Source organism: Nocardia sp. NPDC004711, assembly GCF_053601595.1.
Map to the genome: position 1 here is coordinate 1 of NZ_JBSGCB010000053.1, position 18,793 is coordinate 18,793.

Genomic DNA, 18,793 nt, shown 5'->3' on the forward strand with positions numbered 1-18,793 from the left:
GAACCCGGAAGCTAAGGCCACCTGCGCCGATGGTACTGCACTCGACAGGGTGTGGGAGAGTAGGACACCGCCGGAACATCCTTCGCGAAGGCCCCGACCAATGTGGTCGGGGCCTTCTGCGTATCCGGGCATGTCAACCAAATCGATACGTGCCCAACACGATCCAGCACCGAATAGTCTCTATGCGCTTCTATTGGCCGAATCCAATCACGCTGCAGGCTCTCAAAGCCGCGGGCTGGACTCCACGTCGCCGAGTAGACATCACCGAATGGATCGACCGCCTGAAAGCCGAAGGCTTCCACGTCTCCCGCCCCGCGGCATCAACCCTCGAATCCTTCGGCAAACTCGCCCTCCGCCCCCCTGACCTCGCCGGCGCCCTGTGGCCTCCCGACCCAATCTTCTTCGACCCCATCGACGTAGCGACCGGCATGTACGACCGCTACGCCGATTTCGAATCAGCCCTCGGCCACCGCATGACCCCCCTAGCCGCCAACGCCACCGGCACAACCTTCCTCCTGATGCTCGACAACGGCAACGTCGTCTCCGACGGCATCCTGGCCCTCCACCTCCTGGGCCCCACCTTCCCCCAGGCCCTCGATCTCATCCTCCGTCGCCACCGCACCCCCGACCAGATCCTCACGTACCACCGCGGCCGGCCGATCTCCCCAGCCCGGCAAACCCGAGCCTCCTAAGTGCCGGCACAACCTCAGATCAGATGACAACCGCCTATGCCAATGTCTCGGATCTCACTGTGCCGCTAGGCATACGACATCAGAGACCTTCCAGAGGAGCGAGCGTGACGGCCGAGGGGCAGGTGTGCGGCTCGATCGGTGTCGATCAGTCGTGGTGACGGGTGCGGTCGGCCCGTCACCACGGTCGAGTTCTGTCTCCTAGCGCAAGGTCATCTGCGCCTGACACCGTAATCCGGCAGGTTATGCGGGGTCGTCGAAGAGGCTGTCGACGGTGCTGGCCATAATGGATTTATCCAGCCAGTCGAGGAGACGTTCGGGTTCCGTGCAGGACGTGATGCGCCCATGGGCCGCGGCGGTGATGGTGATTCCGTTTCGCTCCAGTGTGTGAATGACGGCCACGGCAAGCCCCTCCGCACGTCCTTTAGCGAGTCCTTCGGCACGTCCCTCAGTGCGGGCCTGCGCCCGCAGGCGCTGGGAGGTTTCGGAGCGGAAAAAGGAGAGGTCCACGGTCATCAACTGCCTCCAGAGTCGTCCGGCCGGGCTTTTGCCCAACCCGAGTTCAGCGCCTCGAACGCGCGGCCGAATACGTCCGGGTGGCGTTGGAAAAGCCGGTGCATCGCTTCGTGTTTGGAGCCGACCATGCGATGAAGCTATCGCGTCGGATCGAATGTGTGTGCGATTGTTGTGATGTCGTCCGGACCCTCCCGATTTGCACGGGACTCGGCGGGTTGGCGACCGGGTGCAACCGGGAAGGTTCCTCGCGCTCGTTCCACGCGTCGAGCGCCTCATCGGCGGGATCTCAGTCCGGTCGCCCGCAGCACTTCTTGTACTTGCGGCCGGAACCGCACCAGCAGGGGTCATTTCGGCCGGGTGGCCAGGGTGCAGCGTGGTGGATGGTGTCGACGAGTTGCGTCGCGAAAGCGGCTCGCGTGGAGGGTAGTTCGGGGTTGGCGTCAGTTCGGGCCGCGTATTCGGCGAGCCCATCGACAGTCGTGGTGATCACCCGTGGCGACCGTCCCGGCTCGAGCTCACGCAGGGAGTGTTCCACCGCCGCACGGTGCTCATCGAAGGTGTCGTAGGCGTGCATGGCCGGCCATCGCCGAATGGCTTGTGCGAATTCGTGTTCCGGGAAGAACAGGACAGCGGCTCGCACGGGTTTCACGGGGAGGTCGCGTTGGGTCAGATCGGCGATCACGCGCGCGCGGTGCTGGTCGACGCCCAAGTCGGTCTCATCCTCCGGCAGCCCGAGCAGTTCGCGGACGCGGGCGCGACCCGAGGCCAGCCGGAATCGTGTCAAGGATTCCCGGAGGTCATCGTCTGCCGCGGACATCCGCACGCGCTCGAGTCCCGATTCGAACCAGCGCAGTGCCTCCTCGAGATCCCCGTGCTCCTCGAAGGCCTCGCCAGCAATCTCGTACGCCTGGTAATCGTCGGATCCCTCGGCGAATACCACCTCGAGCAGGTCGTAGGCCTCCTCCTCGTCGCCGTGCTCGAGCAGGAATGTCGCATACCAGACGCGCGCGTCGGCGGCGACCGGACCGCCGTCGGCGATGGCGTCCAGATACCGCCGCCGTGCTTTGTCGTAGTCGCCGGCCATCGCCCAATACGAGGCGGCCTCGGTGAGGTTCTGTGCTCGGTCCAAAGGGTCGCCCGCCGCGGCCTCCCGCTCGTAGTCCTGGGCGATCTCCTCGGGAGGCTGCTGAAAGCCCGCAAATTCCGCCGTGACCGCCGCCAATTCCGCAGTCAGTCGGGCATTCTCGGCTTCCAGCCGCTCCTTCTTCCGCCGCAGTGCGTCGCGCTGGCCGTCGTCGGTCGGTTCAGCGGGCATTCTTCCCCTCTTACGGTGACGGTGGTTTCGGCTTTCGTCACCACTCGGGGAAGCATACTGACCGGGGCTGGGCAGCGTGGTGTCTCGCGGCTCAGGATTGCGGCGGGTCAGTCTTGCATGAATCCGATCCAGAGGTAGTCGCGGGCTCGGGTCAGCGCGACCATGCGTTGTCTCGCGGCCAGATCCGCACGGTCACCTTCGGCACCCGTAGCCGGTACGGTCACCTCGTCATCCTGGTGACAGCATCGATTGTCACGGACCGTCACATGACTTGGCGCAAAAGAGGATTCACGATACGCCTGCTACTCGGCGCGATGAACGACCGTGTGATGGTATGGCTGGTCTCCAGCTCCAGCTCCAGCTCCAGCTCCAGCTCCAGCTCCAGCTCCAGCTGGCGCGGTGAGCGGAGGCCATCCGCTGACCGAACATGCCACGGTGCGTCGACCAGCTTACGAGCGCGCCCACACCCAAGCGAACCCCGGAGACCGTCGAGATCGCCTGCTGGTCAAGGGCGCATCGTGGATAGGCTTGCGAATGGCCGGTGCGATGTGGTCGAGATGGCTGATCACCTCCGCCGGGAGTATCCCAGATTGATTACCGCACAGGAGATCCGAATGACGACCATCATCGGCGGCGGCATCGCTGGCATCGCGCTCGCAGGTGCGCTGGCTCGCGCCCAAGACAAAGTGACGCTCTACGAACAGCAATCGGCAGGCTCCTCTGGCGGCGGTGCGTTCCTGTTTCTGGACCAGCGCGGACATGACGCACTGACCGGGCTCGGACTGGACCGGGATGCCCTGCACGCTGCCTCGCATCCGGTGCACGGCCTGGACTACACAAACAGCGCCGGCGTGCATTCCAGTCGAATGGGTCAGGGTCACCGGTTCTGGCTGCGCCGCAACCTGATCGGCGTCCTGACCGAATTCTTGGACGGGTCCGGCGCCGAGGTGCTCGCCGGGGCCGCAGTCACCAACGTGGCCCTGGATGGCGGAGCGGCGGTTGTCCATTGCGCCGGTGAGACCACCGCCATCGATTCATTGCTCATTGGCGCGGATGGCATCGATTCGGTCGTGCGCGCCGGCCTGGAACCGCAGCGTCGCCCCACCTACGCCGGAGATGTCGTGTTGTACGGCATGACCACGGCCGGCTTGGAATTGCCCACGGCTCCCGATGTCCTGCACTTCTACGCCGAGATTCCCGAGCTCGGCGGCCTCGGCAGCACGTTCGGGCACGTCTGGAGCCGCGCTGAGGACACCACCGCCCTGTGGTTCCTGCGCATCGCACGTCCGCCGCTCGACGCCGACGATCTCGGCTTCCGCCCGGTCGGCGAATGGGCCGACACCGTACTCGAGGCTGCCCCGTCTAACCGCGAGAACCTCGAAACGTTGCTCGCACTGACGGATTCGGTGCATGTCAGCAATGCCCGCGACGTCTCCCTCGAAGGCGCAGCCGCGCCGAGCCTGCCGATTCTGCTCGTCGGGGACTCCGACCACGCAATCACTCCCGCAGCCGGAGTTGGTGCTCGCGACGCTCTGGAGGACGCCCTCGCCGTCTATCAAGCTGTCCGCAGCGCGAACTCGCCCGCGGACGCGATGGCCGCGCGTCGCCGGCAAATCCTTGCCGATCGGGAACAGGCGCGGCGCGTGATCCCGCGCCCGCGCACATAGAGGTCGACGCTCGCCCGAATCTGTTCTCCGCCTCGCTGTTCCATTAAGCCGGGGCCAGGTCCGCGTAGTTGCCGTCTCATTCATCTCGCACAACGGCGGGGTGACCATTCGTCAGACACCTACCGCAACAGTATCGACCGTGCGAACTCGGCTGCGTGTGAGCTGAACTGGCGTCCGAATGTGGCGCGGTCCCGCCGTAAGAGGTTCATCCGTTCGAACACGTCGCTCAGGTGCCCGACCGCGGATGTGATGTCCACCGATTCGAGCGGGGTCCCGTCGGCGAGCCGCCAACCTGTGGCGGTCAGGAGGTCGGCGACCATTCGGTCGACACCATCGGTCACACCGGCAGCGATTGCCATGAGATACAGCAGGGCTGGCTCGTCCCCGTACTTGCCGATCTTTTCACCGGTCTTCGTTGCCAGGTGCCACCACAACGCAATCGGGTCCTCGCGGAGTGCACGGCCTTTCGTTGTGGCCGACAGCTTGCCGCGGTATTTGCGCACCAGGCCCATCTGCTGTGCAGACGCTCGCAGCTGTGCGACGGGTGGCGTCAGGTCTTCGCGATTGCCCTTCCCGATCCAGTCCTCGTCCATGCTCAGCTCGCGGAAGATGGACGACACGACGGCCGGTGGAAGATATCCAGCTCCGGTCAGGGTGATGCCGCTGGTTCCGAGATGCTCGATGAGGCAGCGATAGGGGTGTACCGCGGCGGAAGCGATCTCCTCGTCGATATGTACCGGGATGCCGAGCTCTACACGATCGATCAGCTGTCGCAATTGATTTCGAGCCGGCGGCGGTGCTGTCCGCTGGAGCATGACGACGTCGCGCATCAGCTCAGGCAGGTCGGCGTCGGTGCTGTCGATCGGCCCGGGCTCCCGGTCGGCGGGAATCTCCAGGTCGATGGCGGTGAGGCGCTCGTTGATCGTGTCGAGGTCGAAGGGGACCGGCGAGTAGTAGTTCTGATCGACGTCCTCGCCGTACACACTCCGGAACTCGGCCACTGCCCGACGATGCTCAGGATGTGCGGAATCAGTTGCCGCAATGATCAATTCGTATCCTCCGACACCGCCGCAGTCCTCCGGCGGACCTGGCCGTCGGCCGTCCGTGCACACAGCCCGAGCCGCGGCGGGCTCGCGCGGTGACACGGCCTCCAACTCGATGACGTGCTGCCAGTCGTCGCCGAAGTCGTAGAGGTAGTGCAAGATGTCGCCGACATCGACCAGCACCTCATCCAAGCGGACTTGCTCTTCCGGGATCCCCGGCTCACCCTCGTCGGCCTGGAACGGGCACAGGTAGTACTCCGTGCGTCGGTCGTAATACGCTGGCCCGCTGCCGAACTGATGCAAGTGACTGTCGGTCCAGCCGAACGCGGCCTGAATGGCCGCATGCAGTTCGTCGAGAAACAGTCCGGACGAGAGCTCGAGCCGCCGCCACACGGGCGGTTCGGTATCCACCAGATCGATGCGAACGCGATAGGTCATCGCCTGCTCCCGCCGTGGTCGGCGTCGAGAGGGCACCGGCACCTCTTCCGCCTCGCGGGGGCTCTCCATCAACTGCCCGATCAGCGCTTTCAGATCATCGGGATGCAGCTGAGCCAGCATTTGCTCGATGTCGGGATCCATATCGCGCTGAGGCATAGCGAGCACGCTACTCGGCCCCCGGCGTCGCCCGCCCGTGGACGCTCACGGGGTCCGCTGTCCGGTTTGCCGGCCCAGTGCCAAGCCTGGCACTCGGCACGTCGATCGAACGACGGATCGTGAGATCCTCGAAGGCCGAAGGCCCGAGCTGACGGCCTTGGTGACGAGCACCGGCTCGGTGCTGTGCCCCCCACGCGGACGGTGTCGGGCTACCAGATCCCATTGCGACAAATACGGCTTCCTCTCAGCCGAATACAACCAGCTTGGGGATTAGCCAGGGGCGACCGCTCACGACCATGCGCGGCCCATCACTTCAGGGCGGATGTCGACGTTGAGTGTCGGGGTCAGTTCCAGGCGCACGTAGCGTCCGGGGTTGTAGTCGATGCCGACCAGCGAGCGGTTGATGACCTCCACCCGGTCGCGGATCAGCGACACCTGCTTCTCGAGTTGCGCGTGCAGGTCGGCGATATCGCGAATGGTGTTGGTGTTCAGGTATTCCTTGAATCGGGCTTCGAAGCGGGGGAGGTCGTCGGCGGCGAGTTTGCGGTGCAGTTCCGCGTAGCCGTCGGCAGATTCGGGGTTGTCATCGAGCTCGGCGGTCTCGAGCGGGTAGCTGCGCCGGAAGCCGGTCATTTTCGTGATGGCCCGGGTGGCGGCGGCGCGTTGTTCCTTGGCGACGGTGTCGGCGCGGCCGGTCAGGTCGCGGGTGATCCGGGTCTGGGCGGCGTCGCAGGCTTCGACGGTGTCGGCGGGGTAGCGGTGTGCGGTGTCGGACAGTGCAGTGAACAGGTCGTGGGCCGGAGCGCAATCCGGTTGTGAGAGCAGCTCTTGCACCGCTGTCAGGCTGGTTCGCGCGTCGGCGATCCGCTGTTCCGCCACGGCGATGTCGCCATTGAGTTTTTCGGTCCGCTTGTCGGCCAGGTCCAGCTTGTCCGACACCCGCCGCAGCTGGTCGGTGATCGTCCGCAGTTCCCCAGAGGAGCTCTCGAGCTGTTGTTTCTCCCGTTCCAGGTCGTCGATGGCGCGGACGGCTGCCGCCCAGTCCAGTTCGTCGAAACTGTCGAATTCGGCGAGCCGGGTCAGTGCCTTGGCCTGCGAGTTCAACTCGCCGAGCCGCTGCCGGGCGGTCTGCTGCGCGCGCTCGAGCCTGGCGAGTACGCCGGTCAGCCGCTGCGCGTCGGCCAGCAGCGCGTCGATCTTGCCCTGGTTGCTCCAGCCCAGCACATCGTGGCGGCGGTCGTCGATGCGGTGCCGATCATCCTTCTCGTGTCGGCCGCGGCCGCCCTTCACCTGACCGCTGCGGGTGAGAGCCGTTCTTGCGCGGCGGAATTCGGTCATGGAGTCGATGCACTCGTAGTCGGCGCGGTGGCGCAGTTCCCGATCGAGCCAGTCGGTGAATGGCGACTGCTTGATCTCCAGTTTGGTGTAGAGGGCGCGGTCGGGAACCGGCGCGGGACGTTCCGGCGCGGGGGCGGTGGCCACCCGGAAGTACACGAGGCGCCCGCCGAGATGATTGCCGTCGATCCAATCCGATACGGCCGCATAGTGTTCGGAGGCGACGAGCAGGGCGAGCCCGAATCCGTGCCGTACCCGCTCGGCGGCGCCCTCCTGCAGCTGGACCTGGATCAGCTCGCCCGCGTCGGGCAGTGCGGTTTCGGACAGCCCGATCGCCGCGCACAGCCGCTGGCGCTGGGTCAGCTGCTGGGCAGGGATATTGCTGGGCCGATCGCGCAGGCTGCGCAGTTCGCCGTTGACACTCTCGGCGTCGAGGGTGGCGTCGCGGTGCTGAAAGGCCAGTTGCTGCAGCTCGTTCTGGTGGGTGGCGACGGCGTCGTCCACGGTGGCGGTGTTCTCTCCGATTTCCCGCCGCCGCGTGCCGAATTGCGCCGCGTCTTGGACCGGCCGCAGTCCGGCTATGTCGAGTAGTTCGCCGAAACGTCTGGCTTTGCTGTCGCGCGCCACCCGGTCGTCGGCGAGTCGTTTGATGTCCCTTTCGATTTCGCTCAACCGGTTGCCGCCGTGCCCGGCTCGTTCCAGTTCGAGGCGGCTGTGTTCGGCGCGCAGGTCGGTGACGGCGTTGACCGCGCGGGTGCGCTCGGTGCGCAGGTCGGCGAGTCCGACGCCGCGGTGCATGCCAAGGACCGGTTGGTGTTGTCTCCCTCATACCTGACGAACAGCGTCAGCCGGTTCTCCTGAGCTTCGGCCGTGTCCTTCCTGTACGCCTGAGTGTGTCGCTGCTTCAGTCGGAGATCGCCTACAAGGGTCGAGTTGGAAAGCTGTGCAGCAGAAAGGGTTACAACGTAGACCACACGGTGAACCCTACCTATCTGCGCTCGACAGACATCTCATCATGCAAGGGCGAGGTTAAGAATCCTGGCGGTACCGGCCCCCGACGTTGACCAGCAAACCCCGCCGGAGATGAGCCGTGTAACCATGCGGTGGAACGGCGCCGCTGTCGCCATGGCCGAATTCGCAGGCGTCGCGGCGTCGGAAGGATCTCGACTATCGATCGCGACGAACGGTTAGCGACCGCACTGGCGCGAAATGGCCTGCTCGTCGCCGCACGTGGCCGTGGAACAGATCAGCGGTCCGATCGCGGATGGGTTGCGGTCAGCGAGCGGTCGCGGCAGGCCGGACATCCTGGTCGGATAGCTGTGTTCCCCTGAGCTGGCCTCATCCCGCTGACCGGAGCATCGTTACCTGAACCGGTTTCCGTTCATCGCGAGTGCGATTCGGCCGCGGCTACTGAGACGCCATCGGCTGCGAGGGCGGCTGGGGATGATCAACCCGCGGGATTCGAGTTGGGCGAGGGCGTTTCGGGTTCGCCAGCTGGTCAGGGTTGAGGTCTGTTGGATCTGTGCGGCGGTCAGGGTGTTGTCGGGGTGGAGTGTGGTCAGAACGGCTACCTCGGCAGGGGTCATTGTTGATCACACCTTCGGTTTTCGGGATCGGTGTCTTCCGGCGGGGTGGCCGGTTCGATTGGGGACGTCGAGATGTCCGCCTCCGGTGAGTGGAAGTCGAAGGGAGCTGGGGCTTCCCGAGTGGCTGTCCGAGTAGAAGCCCCAGCAAGACCAGAGGATAACGGCGGTGCAGAGGGCGAGGATCGACAGTAGCCCCATGCGTCCCAAGGCATTCCGACCTCCTTTGACTCGTGTCGAGCAGTGGCGAACGGTGACGTCCGATGTCGGGTAAGTAGAGGATTTGGGGCCTCGTACGTGTGGCGAGATTGGACGAGCCAAGGGAATCCATCCGTTTCCCCTGCGTGGGTTCCACGATGCGCGGACAATGAGATCCGCAGTTCGCCAAGCAGTCATCCACGATCGGGCGTGCGCGCCATCCAGATTCGGGAGCGATGCTGATGAGCAAGAACCCGACGACGATTCCTCGACGGCAGTTGGGGAGGCAGCTCCGGGAGTTGCGGCAAGCGGTTGGGCTTTCGCTTGCCGATGCGGCCAGGCTGATCGAGCGAGGAGCTGGGACGCTACAGCGGTTGGAGAAGGGCGAGAATCCGCGGATCAGGCAGCTTGATATCGAGGCGCTGTGCAAGCTCTACAGCGTGTCGGAGGAGCGCACACAACAGATGAAGGCTCTTACGCTGCAGGCGGATCGGCGCACTCGGCCAGCTGATGAGTCCCACTGGTGGGCAAGGTATGAGGATCTGATTCCGGCCGAGTTCGAGACCTACATGTCGTTGGAGATGGCGGCCGATCGGATGATCACCTACCAGCCTGACACCGTGCCTGGGATCGTCCAGACTGCCGACTACGCCAGGGCGTTGAATCGAGTGTTCTTCACCTTGGACACGGCCATGGAATTGGAACAGCGAGTGCAGGTTCGAATGCAGCGGCAGACCGCGATCACGCGGCGACTGTCTCCCCTTGAAGTCGATCTGCTCATTGATGAGGCGGCCGTGAGGCGTGTTGCTGGTTCGCGCAAAATCATGGCTGCCCAACTCCGCCTTCTGGCCGACGCGCCCCCGAACGTCAGGGTGCGGGTGATCCCATTCAGTGGCGGATTCCCTCTGGGCGGTCACGTTGGCCCGTTTGTGATCTTGGACTTTCCCACGGACCCCGGGACGTATGAGCCCGTGGAGCCCTCAACCGTTTATGTGGAGTCCTACGGTTCCAGGATGTACTACGACAGCGATATCGATGTGTCTCGCTACCGCGACGCGTATACGAAGCTCGGCTGGATAGCGTTGAATGACGCTGAGACCAAAAACCTTCTGAGGTGCGCAGCGACGGAGTGCGAGGCGTGAACGATCTATCCGGTGCGCACTGGTTCAAGAGCAGCAGGAGTCAGGGAGGTGAAACGTGCGTGGAAGCCGCCCACTTGAGTGGAGGCGGTGTTGGCGTACGTGATTCGAAGCTCGGAGATGCCAGCCCAGTCCTGGTCTTCGATGGATCGGAATGGGACTGCTTTACGAGCGCAGTGAAGGCGGGCACCTTCGATCAACCCTAGGTGCTCGCTCGAAGCGCCGTGTCCACGAATTCCGGATCGGAACGGCGCTCCGTCCTCCGAACATCGTGAGCCAAGCGGAGTTTCGCGACCGGGCTCGTGGCCAATGCAGCTTCTTGCACCAACGACCGGCTGCCCTCCGCCAGCCCTTTGGCGTACCGGACCGAATCGATGATGACGGACTTGATCCGCTCATGGTTCAGGTATGTCTGCAGGTTGGTGTTCCAGCTCCCCGTCGATGCCTCAGGCTCGGTGGCCTTGACGGGACCCCGTGGTCCGGTCCACCCAGACCGAAATCACGGGGTCAGGTCAGCCTCCCACCGCCGTAGGAACGTCGCAAACTTGTCCGGCTCGTAGCCCATCTTGTGCAGGTGCGAGGCCACATCGTGACTGGCGATTGTCGAGGCTCGCTGTGGAAACCAATCTGCCTGTCGCCCTTAGTAATGCGATCGCACTTCGAGCCTTGCGTTCGAGTTGCTCGGCGTCCCGCCTCGTGTACGCCGTAGCATGGTTTCCCGCCGTCAATCTCGGAGGTTCATCGCCCTCGTCGAGGATCCGCGGTTCGGTCAGGTTTGCACCTGCGCAGGCGTTCAATTCAGGTCGGCGGTCGGGCGTGGGACGTTCTGTTCGAGGTCGTTGAGGAGTGCGTGGACCGGTCCCCAGCAGAGCATGACGGTGTCGGCGTCGAATCGGGGCTGTTCGTCGATTTCCTTTCTCGGGTGGATGAAGTTGCGGAAGTCGCGAATGGTGTGCACGAAGGCGGTGACGTCGAGTTGGACCCACTGCTTGTTGAAGGCGGTTTCGATCAGCAGTTCCATCGATGCAAAGTCGGGTGAGATGCGTTTGTTGTTCCGCCGGTCCGCGGGAGTCCGGCGGCGGATGTCGGGAAATCCATTGGCGCGCAGATCTTCGTCGTGTTCGAGCAAGACGGCGAGCAGCAGTCCTTCGATGAAAGTGCCGATACCGATGGTGGCCATGCGGTAGGCGCCGCCGGCGACGCAGATGCGGGCTTCTTCGGCACGTCCCATCAGCACATCAACGGTTTGGGAATCGGTGACCAGGGATTCGACACGGTGGCGCATGTCCGGAGGTTCGGTGAAGGTTGCCTCGTGCCCGTCGGATCCGAGTGTGCCCAGGACGGGGCGGCCGCTGACGGTTGTGATGATCATCTGTTCGGGTGCCAAAGCGGTGTTGAGGGCCCTCCGGAATTCCTCAGCGGTGGAGGGCCCGTCGTCGTATTCGATGGGGTCGCAGACGCGGCAGAGCAGGCGCTCCAGGTCGGCGGGGTCATCACGGCGTGCGTCAAGTTGATCGCGCAGCCACGGGATGCGCGGAGATCCGTCGTAGATCGGTGCATCGGACCAGCCTGCGTGCCGGAGTAGGGCTTCGAGTTGAAATCCTTTGCGTTCGTAAGGGCCTTGGACATCGACGATGATTCCGCTGAGACGGTCGAGGGTGCGTGGATCGAGCGGCTTCATCACTGCTCCTGATCGGTGAGGCGTTGGGCGGTATCGATAGAGGTAAGCAGGCGTTCGACGATTCTGCTTCCGTGGCGGTGGAAGCAGAGTTCAGCCATAACCTGGGTCAGGCGTTCTTCTCTGTCCAGTTGCAGACCGTCGGTCATCAGCCAGCGGCAGATACTGATCAGTTCCTGATTGGAGTAATCGGCGATCTTCTTGCCGGCCAATATGTTCGGGCGGGGGCCGCGCGGCGGTGGCTGTGGGGTCGATACCGCGTCGATGATCGGCACCGCAGCGACGGCTGGTTCTGTGTCGGCGTCGGCTACGGCGGCGCGCCAGGCGGTGACGATCTTGTTAGTTTCGCAGGCGGGGTCGGCGAACCAGGCCGATGACCAGACTCGGTGGAATCGCCAGCCCAGCTTCTCGAGGTGTGCTTGGCGAAGCCGGTCACGGTCCCGTGCGGAAGCCGAGCTGTGGTAGCGGTGGCCGTCGGCTTCGACGGCGAGGATCATGCGACCGGGTTGTTGCGGGTGCACCAGGGCGAAATCGATGAGGTAGTCGGATACACCCCACTGCGGAAAGGCCGTGATGCCTTGGTCTGCGAGTGCGTCTGCGATGGCGCGTTCGAAGCCGTTGAGTTCGACGTCTTTCTGGATTCCGATTTCGTCGATTCGTCCATGGTGCTCGGCGAATTCGAGGTAGGCGCGCAGCAGTGCGGTGCCGTTCTTCACCGCGGGGGATAGATCGGCTGCGGAGAAGGAGGCGACGACGGTCATGCGGGAGGTAGCGCGGGTGACCGCGACGTTGATCCGCCGTTCGGTGCCTTCGCGATTGAGCGGGCCGAAGCTGGTTCCGGAGATGCGGCCGGCGCTGTCGCGGGCGATGCCAACGGAGAGGATGATCGCGTCGCGTTCATCGCCTTGCACGCTTTCGAGGTTCTTGATGAAGAACCGCCGGGTGGGGTCGACGTCGGTAGAGAAGAACTCGTCGAGGTCTGGATGTTGTTGACGGGTTTGGGTGAAGGCGCGTTCGATCCTGGCCTGGTGTTTGACGTTGAGTGCGATCACGCCCAAGCTTCGGTCGGGTCGGGTCCGGGCGTGGTCGATAATCAACTCGACGACCTTGGCGACCTCTTCGGGCGCTGAGCCGTCCTGGCCCGGTGAGCTGCGCCCGTCGACGCGCACCAGCGAAACGGGGCTGATTGTGTGCGAGCCGGGAAAGGTCACCAGCTTGTCCTGATACACGGTGTGGTTGGAGAAGGCGATCAGCCGCTCGTCGGTGCTGCGGTAGTGCCAGGTCAGTGTCTGGTTGATGGGAAGTAGTGGGCGTAGCGCAGTCAGGATGGACTCGTAGTCGAACAGGCTGTCCTGGTCGTCGTCGGGTTCGTCGTCGCTGTCGAGCACTCGCTGGAAGAAATCGGTCGGAGGAAGCTGTTTTTCATCCCCGGCGACGACGATCTTCGCGCCGCGCATGATCGAGGTGATCGCATCGTGCGGTCGGATCTGACTGGCTTCGTCGAAGATCACCAGATCGAACAATTTCTGGGCGGGCAACATGCGACTGACAACCAGCGGTGACATCGCCCAGCACGGCCGCAGGGCAAGCAGCACGTCGGAGGTCTGTTCGACCAATTTGCGCGGTGCCATATGCCGGGACTTGCGCGCGGCTTGCGCGCGCAGGATTCGGGTCTGCTCGGGGTAGGCGTCCCTGCGGGTGCGCGAACGCGTATCCGCCTCGTAGCGAACACGATTTGCGCTCAGGTTCCGGTGACTGATGTCGGCGCCGCGGAAGTCCTCAGCGGCCGCGGTCATTTGCTCGGCGACGAACTGGCCGATCTCGGGGATGCGGAGTTTGAATTCGTCGTCGAGCGAGGCGAGCCAGGCCCGTTGGAAGGCCAGCCAGGTATCTGGGGCGTTGAGCTCGAGCCGGGCGGCGTGGCTGAGGAAAGCGTCGAGCCCAAGGGTTCGGAAGTAGTCGAGATGCTGGTTCAGTCTCGGCATTCTGAACAGCATGTCTTTGTCGGCGCGGAGTTCTTGGAGCCACTGACCGATCTGCGGCTCGGGACCGGTTTCGAGTTCTGGTCGTTGTGCCGACAGCGCCACGGAAGCGAGTTGACGGCGCAGCCGCTGATAGTCGCCGATGATGCCGGCCAGACCGGCGACCTGGGTGGGTTCGGAGTGTAATCCGCCCAATTGTTTCCACCGATGCCGTTGGGCGCGAACCTTTCCCAGCTCTGTGTGCAGTACCACGCGGGCATAGATCCTGCCGCCGGTGAGTTCACGTAGCTGTTTCAGCAGCCGACGGCGCTCGAACCAGCCGATCGTGCGATTGGGGGCGATCTGCTTGCGCTGCTTACGATCTGCGGTGGCGAGGTAAACGGTGTCGAGGTCGTCACCGAAGATGGCGGGACCGAACATCTGCACCGAAGTGGAGACCTCATCGAGCAGTTCGAGAACATCCTGCCAGCCGGTGACGGAGTCCGGCCGGGCCAGACCGGTCGTTCGCAGTACATGGTCCATGCCTTGCTGGCTGCGGTGCAGCGTGCTGCCGGCAAGGTCGTTCAACTCGATGAGGATGCGCTCAACCTGGTTCTGGTCGCGCACACCGGTGCGGCACCATGGTGTTTCCTGGCGCAGGATCTTCATCCCACCCAGAAACACGAACTCCTGTAGAGCTTGCTCGAGAGCCGCGGCGGTGTCCTTGTCGAGCAGTCTCAGGTGCTCGCCGTGGAACGAGCAGCCGATTTCTAACTTTGGTAGGTCGAGCAGGCGAGCGCGAACGTCGTATGCACTGACACCCCAGGGATCGCGCTGGGCGTGCAGGGCCCGGGAGTGCTCAACCAATCGTCGTCGTGCACCGGCGAGGTTGTCGTGCAGCGAGCCGACTTCGACCCGAGGTTCCTTGCCGGCGTGATCGAGGCTCTCGGCCAGTTGGCGCGCAAGGTCCCGTTTGGAGGCGTGGTCCTGGTGCAGATCGAGCATCAATCGGCCGAGCCCGATCTTAATCAGGCGGTTCTTAACTGCATCGATTGCGGCGCGCTTCTCGGCGACGAACAACACGGTTTGCCCGCGCGCAGCAGCACCGGCGATGATGTTGGCGATGGTCTGACTTTTGCCGGTGCCCGGAGGACCTTCGATGAGCACGTTCTGTCCAGCCAACGCCGCCATGACCGCTCGATGCTGGGAAGAATCGGCGTCATGCACCAGGAATTCCTCACCGGGATGCAGCTCGTCGATCTCGCGTGAGCGGTAGCGGGCGGCATCGGTGGCGAGCGCTTCGCGCGCAGGTGTGTATCCGGCCAGTGCCGCAACGACATCGTGGGAGGTCAGCAGATCCGTGGAGGTCGCGAGGTCTCCGACCATCGCGAGTTTCTCGTAGCTGAACACACCCAGCGCTACCGCGGGTTCATGATGAAGCTCTATGCCTTGCTTACGTGCCGCACCAGCCAACAAATCAAAAGCGTTCTGTTCCACAGTGTTTCGATCCCTGTCGGGGCGCACGATCTTGGTGAGTTCACCGCGCAGGCGATGGGTATCGACGCCGTACTGGGTATCGAGTGCATACAGCAGAACCGGATTCAGTTCGAGGTCCTCGCCCAATTCGAGGCTGTAATCGCTTTCGGTGGCGGTGCGAGCCTTGATCGTCATCGGGCGCAGCAGCAGCGGCGCCCTCAGGGGAGCCGCCGATCCCGAGCCACCGCGTTGGGACGCGCCGGTGCGGATGAATCCGAATGCTGCGCGTCCGGCATCGATACCCTGCTCTTCGCCGAGCAGAGTGATGCGCCGACTCAAGCTGCGTGCGCGAGTGCAGGCGTCTCGATGGCGGTCGGTGTCGGCGAACAGCATCCTCAATGTCACTGATTTGCCGGTCTCCAGATCGGCGAGAACGTCCGGATCGGCTTCGGACAGGTCGAGGCTGCCGTTCTTAGTGTTGTGGAAATACAGCAGGGTGTTGCGGAAGCTGAGATCGACCAGCCGATCCCGCCATTCAGCGGCTTTGGCCGCGATCAGCTCTCGCTTCGCTGTGTCGATGGTCGTGGTCATGTCGAGATCCCCCTCGAGCTACGGCTAGCGGACGTATCAGTACGCACAGCCCGCCGACTCGCGGCGGACCTGCCAGGATCGCACGACCTCCACGGCGGTGGGGTGGCTCGAGCCACGTCCGGGCACCAAAGGCGCAGGATGTCTGCTGATCGGCACAACACGTCTGGATTTGTTGTGCCAGTCGTTTGTCGTGCCGGCGCTGGATCTCACATCTCGCCGGGCCCATCGTTGGCGCTGCCCTGCCTGCGACAGTTCGTCGAGTCATCAGCAGAGTTGGGTCGAAATCTTCGGTGCCGCAGTTGATCAGTTCGGCGGCGTGCCAACCGTGATCTCCGCGACCATGTTCACCTTCTCCATGGCCGGACAACTACGCGAACCCGAGCGTCGGTGAAATCGACCGATACAGTGACCGATTCAGCGAGAAGGCGTTCGAGCTGGTGTTTTCCGGTCAGCGGTCGGCGGAAGGATCCGTGTGCGCGGCCGCCTCGGTAGGGTGGTTCGGCGGACTACTCGAACCATAAGGAAGCTTGGTGTTCTCTCCCGATCAGCTGGTTGTCGTGATACCGCGCGAGGATATCGAAAGGGGGGACCTGGGGCCCGCCCTCGAGGCCCTCAACTCGTGCTTCGTTTCGCCTGAACGCGCGCGAATCTTCATGGGTGCAGTCGAACTGGTCATCGAAGGCTACGAGCACATCCCGACCGAGCTGTTCGAGATGGAACCGGTCCGTCAGTTCGTGCTACGGCTCGACGATGAGTTTCCCTACTGGTTGTATTTCCTTGGTCTGGGTGGCCCCTCGCTGCGGCTGATCTTCGGCTGCTTCCTGCCGCCGTTCCTCGACGAGGCCGAGCGGCGCCAGCAATTCGCGCACCGTCTGGGGGCGGTGGTGGAGAACCGGTGGTTGCCCGCCATGAGTGACGTCGCCGCATTCGCCGGGCTCGCTGCGGCCGAGCTGGACGCCCGCACCACCAGCGTCTTCGACCACTACTTCCGTTCCAGCGCACCGGCAATCGCGACATCACCAGCCGACACCACCGTGACCCTGCGTGATCAGGCCCCAGCCGTGGTGGAGGAAGTCTTCTACGGTGAGCCGACCGGTGTCGAAATCGAGCGGGACGACCACCCGTTCGACGGCCGCCCGGCGGCGCCCTGGGATCCCGAACAGATCCGGATCTCCACCCGCACGTTCTCCCTGCGCAATGTCCTCGACATGATCGACGACGGTGATCTCGAATTGGCGCCCGATTTTCAACGCAACCGAGTGTGGAAGGGCCGCCAGAAGTCTCGGCTGATCGAAAGCCTGCTGCTGCAGATTCCTTTGCCGGCCTTCTATTTCGCCGAGGACCGCGGAGGGATGTTCCGCGTGGTGGACGGCCTGCAACGGCTGTCCACCGTGCACGAGTTCGTGAAGAGCGGTTTCGCTCTCGACGAGCTCGAATACCTCGATGGCGAGCGCGAGAAGACCTTCGCCGAACTGGATCCGCCACTGCGCCGCCGCCTTCACAACGCCCAGATCGTGGTGCACGTGATCGAGCCGTCCACGCCCAACCGCGTCAAATACGACATCTTCAAGCGCATCAACACCGGTGGAGAGCCGTTGAATGCCATGGAGATCCGGCACTGCATGAGCAGCGCGCGCAGCCGGAACCTGCTCAAACGGTGTGCCTCCGCCGAGGTCTTCCACGCGGCGACCGGCGGCGTGCTGCGCAATCACGTCCGCATGAACGACCGTGAGGCCGTCCTGCGTTTCCTGGCCTTCTATACCCTTCCGGATCTGCAGGAGTACGACTCCTACGGGTCATTGGAGAACCTGCTCGACGCCACCACCGAACTCATCGACGACGTTGGTCAGATCTCCGACGCTCACCTCGAATCCTGGTTCGCCGCCTTCGAACGCGGCATGATCAACGCGCGAATCATTTTCGGCGACTATGCCTTCCGGCGCTGGCCCGCCGGCAACGATCGGCGCTCACCGATCAACCGGGCGCTGCTGGAAAGCTGGGGTGTCGTTCTGTCCGCCTACCACCCCGACCAGCTCGAGCGCGCTCGGCCCCGAATTGTCGCCGAGGCTCGCGCGGCCATGGCGAAGAACAACGAATACATCGCCGCGATCAGCGCCTCTACCGCCGACCCCAAACGCGTGCGGGTTCGTTTCGAGGTCGCGCGCCGGATCGTCGAGGACGCGGTCGCGCTGTCGTAGGTGTGGCGGGACGTGCGCGGCATTGATTGGCGTGTAGCCGCTGCCGCCTATCCAGTTCTGCACATCCGGATCTGTCCCGCGTCGCGGGCGGTGTAGTGGTCGATGGCCATCAGTAATTGATGTGCGTCGAGCAGATCGTCCGGCCTGATGCTGCCCGTACCGGCCGCATCGACCATCGCGATCAGGGCCTTGGCCGCCGCCAATTGCGACTTCGCATCGTCGCTGGCCTTACCTCCGGCGACAGCGTTGCCGAAGGCTCGCCAGCCCGCATCGATATGTTCGATCTTCGAGGACGCGACAGACTCACTGCATAGCAGGAAGCTGACCAGTGGCATGAGGTGCTCGCCAAACCCGGCCTCGAGGCGGGCTATCGCAATCAACGCCGCTTCTTGGGCATGAGCAACGGGCCCGGTCGGATCGTATTCGAGCTCGCCTATTCTGGGCTGAATGGCGACCGTGATCCCATCAAGGTCCGATCCGCCCGCGAGCCGTGACGCTGACCCGGGTTCCAGACGCGCTCTTCGCTGCGGTGTGGTGGCCAGTTGACGCGGTCTCGTTCGAGTCAGTCGACCAACTCTGCGCTTGGCTGACTTTATAGGTGTTAAACGTAGCTAACGCCGACCTTGATGTACGTTGCGCGCTCCTCACCCTCGGTGATGAAGGCCCGGTTCATCGGGGACGGTGAGCAGTGGGAGGCGGCGGGCTGATCAGCCGCGACCGAAAGACATCGGCGTGGATGGCCTACTTCGAGTCTTTGCCGTAGCCGAACTGGCGGGCCAGGGCCCAGTTGATCTCTTCGACGAAGGGGCT

Annotated in this window: 12 protein-coding genes and 1 rRNA gene; 6 read left to right on the top strand and 7 right to left on the bottom strand. The window is 63.9% G+C overall.

The features are described from left to right. Both rrf and ACWEKS_RS37925 read left to right on the top strand, forming a co-directional pair. Window positions 1–76, top strand: a 5S ribosomal RNA gene (gene rrf / locus ACWEKS_RS37920); the annotation flags it as partial. A gap of 106 nt (window positions 77–182) precedes the next feature. Then, complete coding sequence (locus ACWEKS_RS37925) at window positions 183–692, top strand: SUKH-3 domain-containing protein (RefSeq protein ID WP_452344555.1); 510 nt, start codon at window positions 183–185, stop codon at window positions 690–692. Window positions 693–932: 240 nt separating this feature from the next. On the opposite strand, the gene ACWEKS_RS37930 is transcribed toward ACWEKS_RS37925, so the two are convergent. Together ACWEKS_RS37930 and ACWEKS_RS37935 are read right to left on the bottom strand one after the other, a co-directional pair. Then, on the bottom strand, window positions 933–1,205 hold the full coding sequence (locus ACWEKS_RS37930; RefSeq protein ID WP_452344556.1) for a hypothetical protein: 273 nt from the start codon (window positions 1,203–1,205) through the stop codon (window positions 933–935). A 286-nt stretch (window positions 1,206–1,491) separates the two neighbouring features. Then, window positions 1,492–2,520 carry an SEC-C metal-binding domain-containing protein gene (locus tag ACWEKS_RS37935; RefSeq protein ID WP_452344557.1) on the bottom strand — a complete coding sequence of 343 codons (1,029 nt, stop codon included), beginning with the start codon at window positions 2,518–2,520 and terminating at the stop codon, window positions 1,492–1,494. A 614-nt stretch (window positions 2,521–3,134) separates the two neighbouring features. On the opposite strand from ACWEKS_RS37935, the gene ACWEKS_RS37940 reads away from it, so the two are divergent. Beyond that, window positions 3,135–4,187 (top strand): FAD-dependent monooxygenase, encoded by a 1,053-nt coding sequence (locus ACWEKS_RS37940; RefSeq protein ID WP_452344558.1) that lies wholly within the window; start codon window positions 3,135–3,137, stop codon window positions 4,185–4,187. Window positions 4,188–4,306: 119 nt separating this feature from the next. On the opposite strand, the gene ACWEKS_RS37945 is transcribed toward ACWEKS_RS37940, so the two are convergent. Further along, complete coding sequence (locus ACWEKS_RS37945; RefSeq protein ID WP_452344559.1) at window positions 4,307–5,824, bottom strand: plasmid pRiA4b ORF-3 family protein; 1,518 nt, start codon at window positions 5,822–5,824, stop codon at window positions 4,307–4,309. 288 nt (window positions 5,825–6,112) lie between these two features. Next, window positions 6,113–7,957, bottom strand: coding sequence for an ATP-binding protein (locus ACWEKS_RS37950; RefSeq protein ID WP_452344560.1), 1,845 nt, complete (start codon window positions 7,955–7,957; stop codon window positions 6,113–6,115). A 1,225-nt stretch (window positions 7,958–9,182) separates the two neighbouring features. On the opposite strand from ACWEKS_RS37950, the gene ACWEKS_RS37955 reads away from it, so the two are divergent. Together ACWEKS_RS37955 and ACWEKS_RS37960 are read left to right on the top strand one after the other, a co-directional pair. Further along, on the top strand, window positions 9,183–10,082 hold the full coding sequence (locus ACWEKS_RS37955) for a helix-turn-helix domain-containing protein (protein ID WP_452344561.1): 900 nt from the start codon (window positions 9,183–9,185) through the stop codon (window positions 10,080–10,082). Continuing rightward, the gene (locus tag ACWEKS_RS37960) at window positions 10,079–10,285 is read left to right on the top strand and encodes a DUF397 domain-containing protein (protein WP_452344562.1); all 207 of its coding nucleotides are present in this window, start codon (window positions 10,079–10,081) and stop codon (window positions 10,283–10,285) included. The genes ACWEKS_RS37955 and ACWEKS_RS37960 overlap by 4 nt, the downstream gene beginning before the upstream one ends. Window positions 10,286–10,872: 587 nt before the next feature. Here ACWEKS_RS37960 and ACWEKS_RS37965 read toward each other — a convergent pair. Beyond that, complete coding sequence (locus ACWEKS_RS37965; protein WP_452344563.1) at window positions 10,873–11,760, bottom strand: hypothetical protein; 888 nt, start codon at window positions 11,758–11,760, stop codon at window positions 10,873–10,875. Continuing rightward, the gene (locus ACWEKS_RS37970; RefSeq protein ID WP_452344564.1) at window positions 11,760–15,785 is read right to left on the bottom strand and encodes an AAA domain-containing protein; all 4,026 of its coding nucleotides are present in this window, start codon (window positions 15,783–15,785) and stop codon (window positions 11,760–11,762) included. The genes ACWEKS_RS37965 and ACWEKS_RS37970 overlap by 1 nt, the downstream gene beginning before the upstream one ends. Before the next feature lie 530 nt (window positions 15,786–16,315). Here ACWEKS_RS37970 and ACWEKS_RS37975 point away from each other — a divergent pair. Then, on the top strand, window positions 16,316–17,983 hold the full coding sequence (locus tag ACWEKS_RS37975) for a DUF262 domain-containing protein (protein ID WP_452344565.1): 1,668 nt from the start codon (window positions 16,316–16,318) through the stop codon (window positions 17,981–17,983). Window positions 17,984–18,030: 47 nt separating this feature from the next. Here the strand turns inward: ACWEKS_RS37975 and ACWEKS_RS37980 are convergent, their stop codons facing one another. After that, window positions 18,031–18,363 (bottom strand): hypothetical protein, encoded by a 333-nt coding sequence (locus tag ACWEKS_RS37980; RefSeq protein ID WP_452344566.1) that lies wholly within the window; start codon window positions 18,361–18,363, stop codon window positions 18,031–18,033. Window positions 18,364–18,793: the final 430 nt, after the last annotated feature.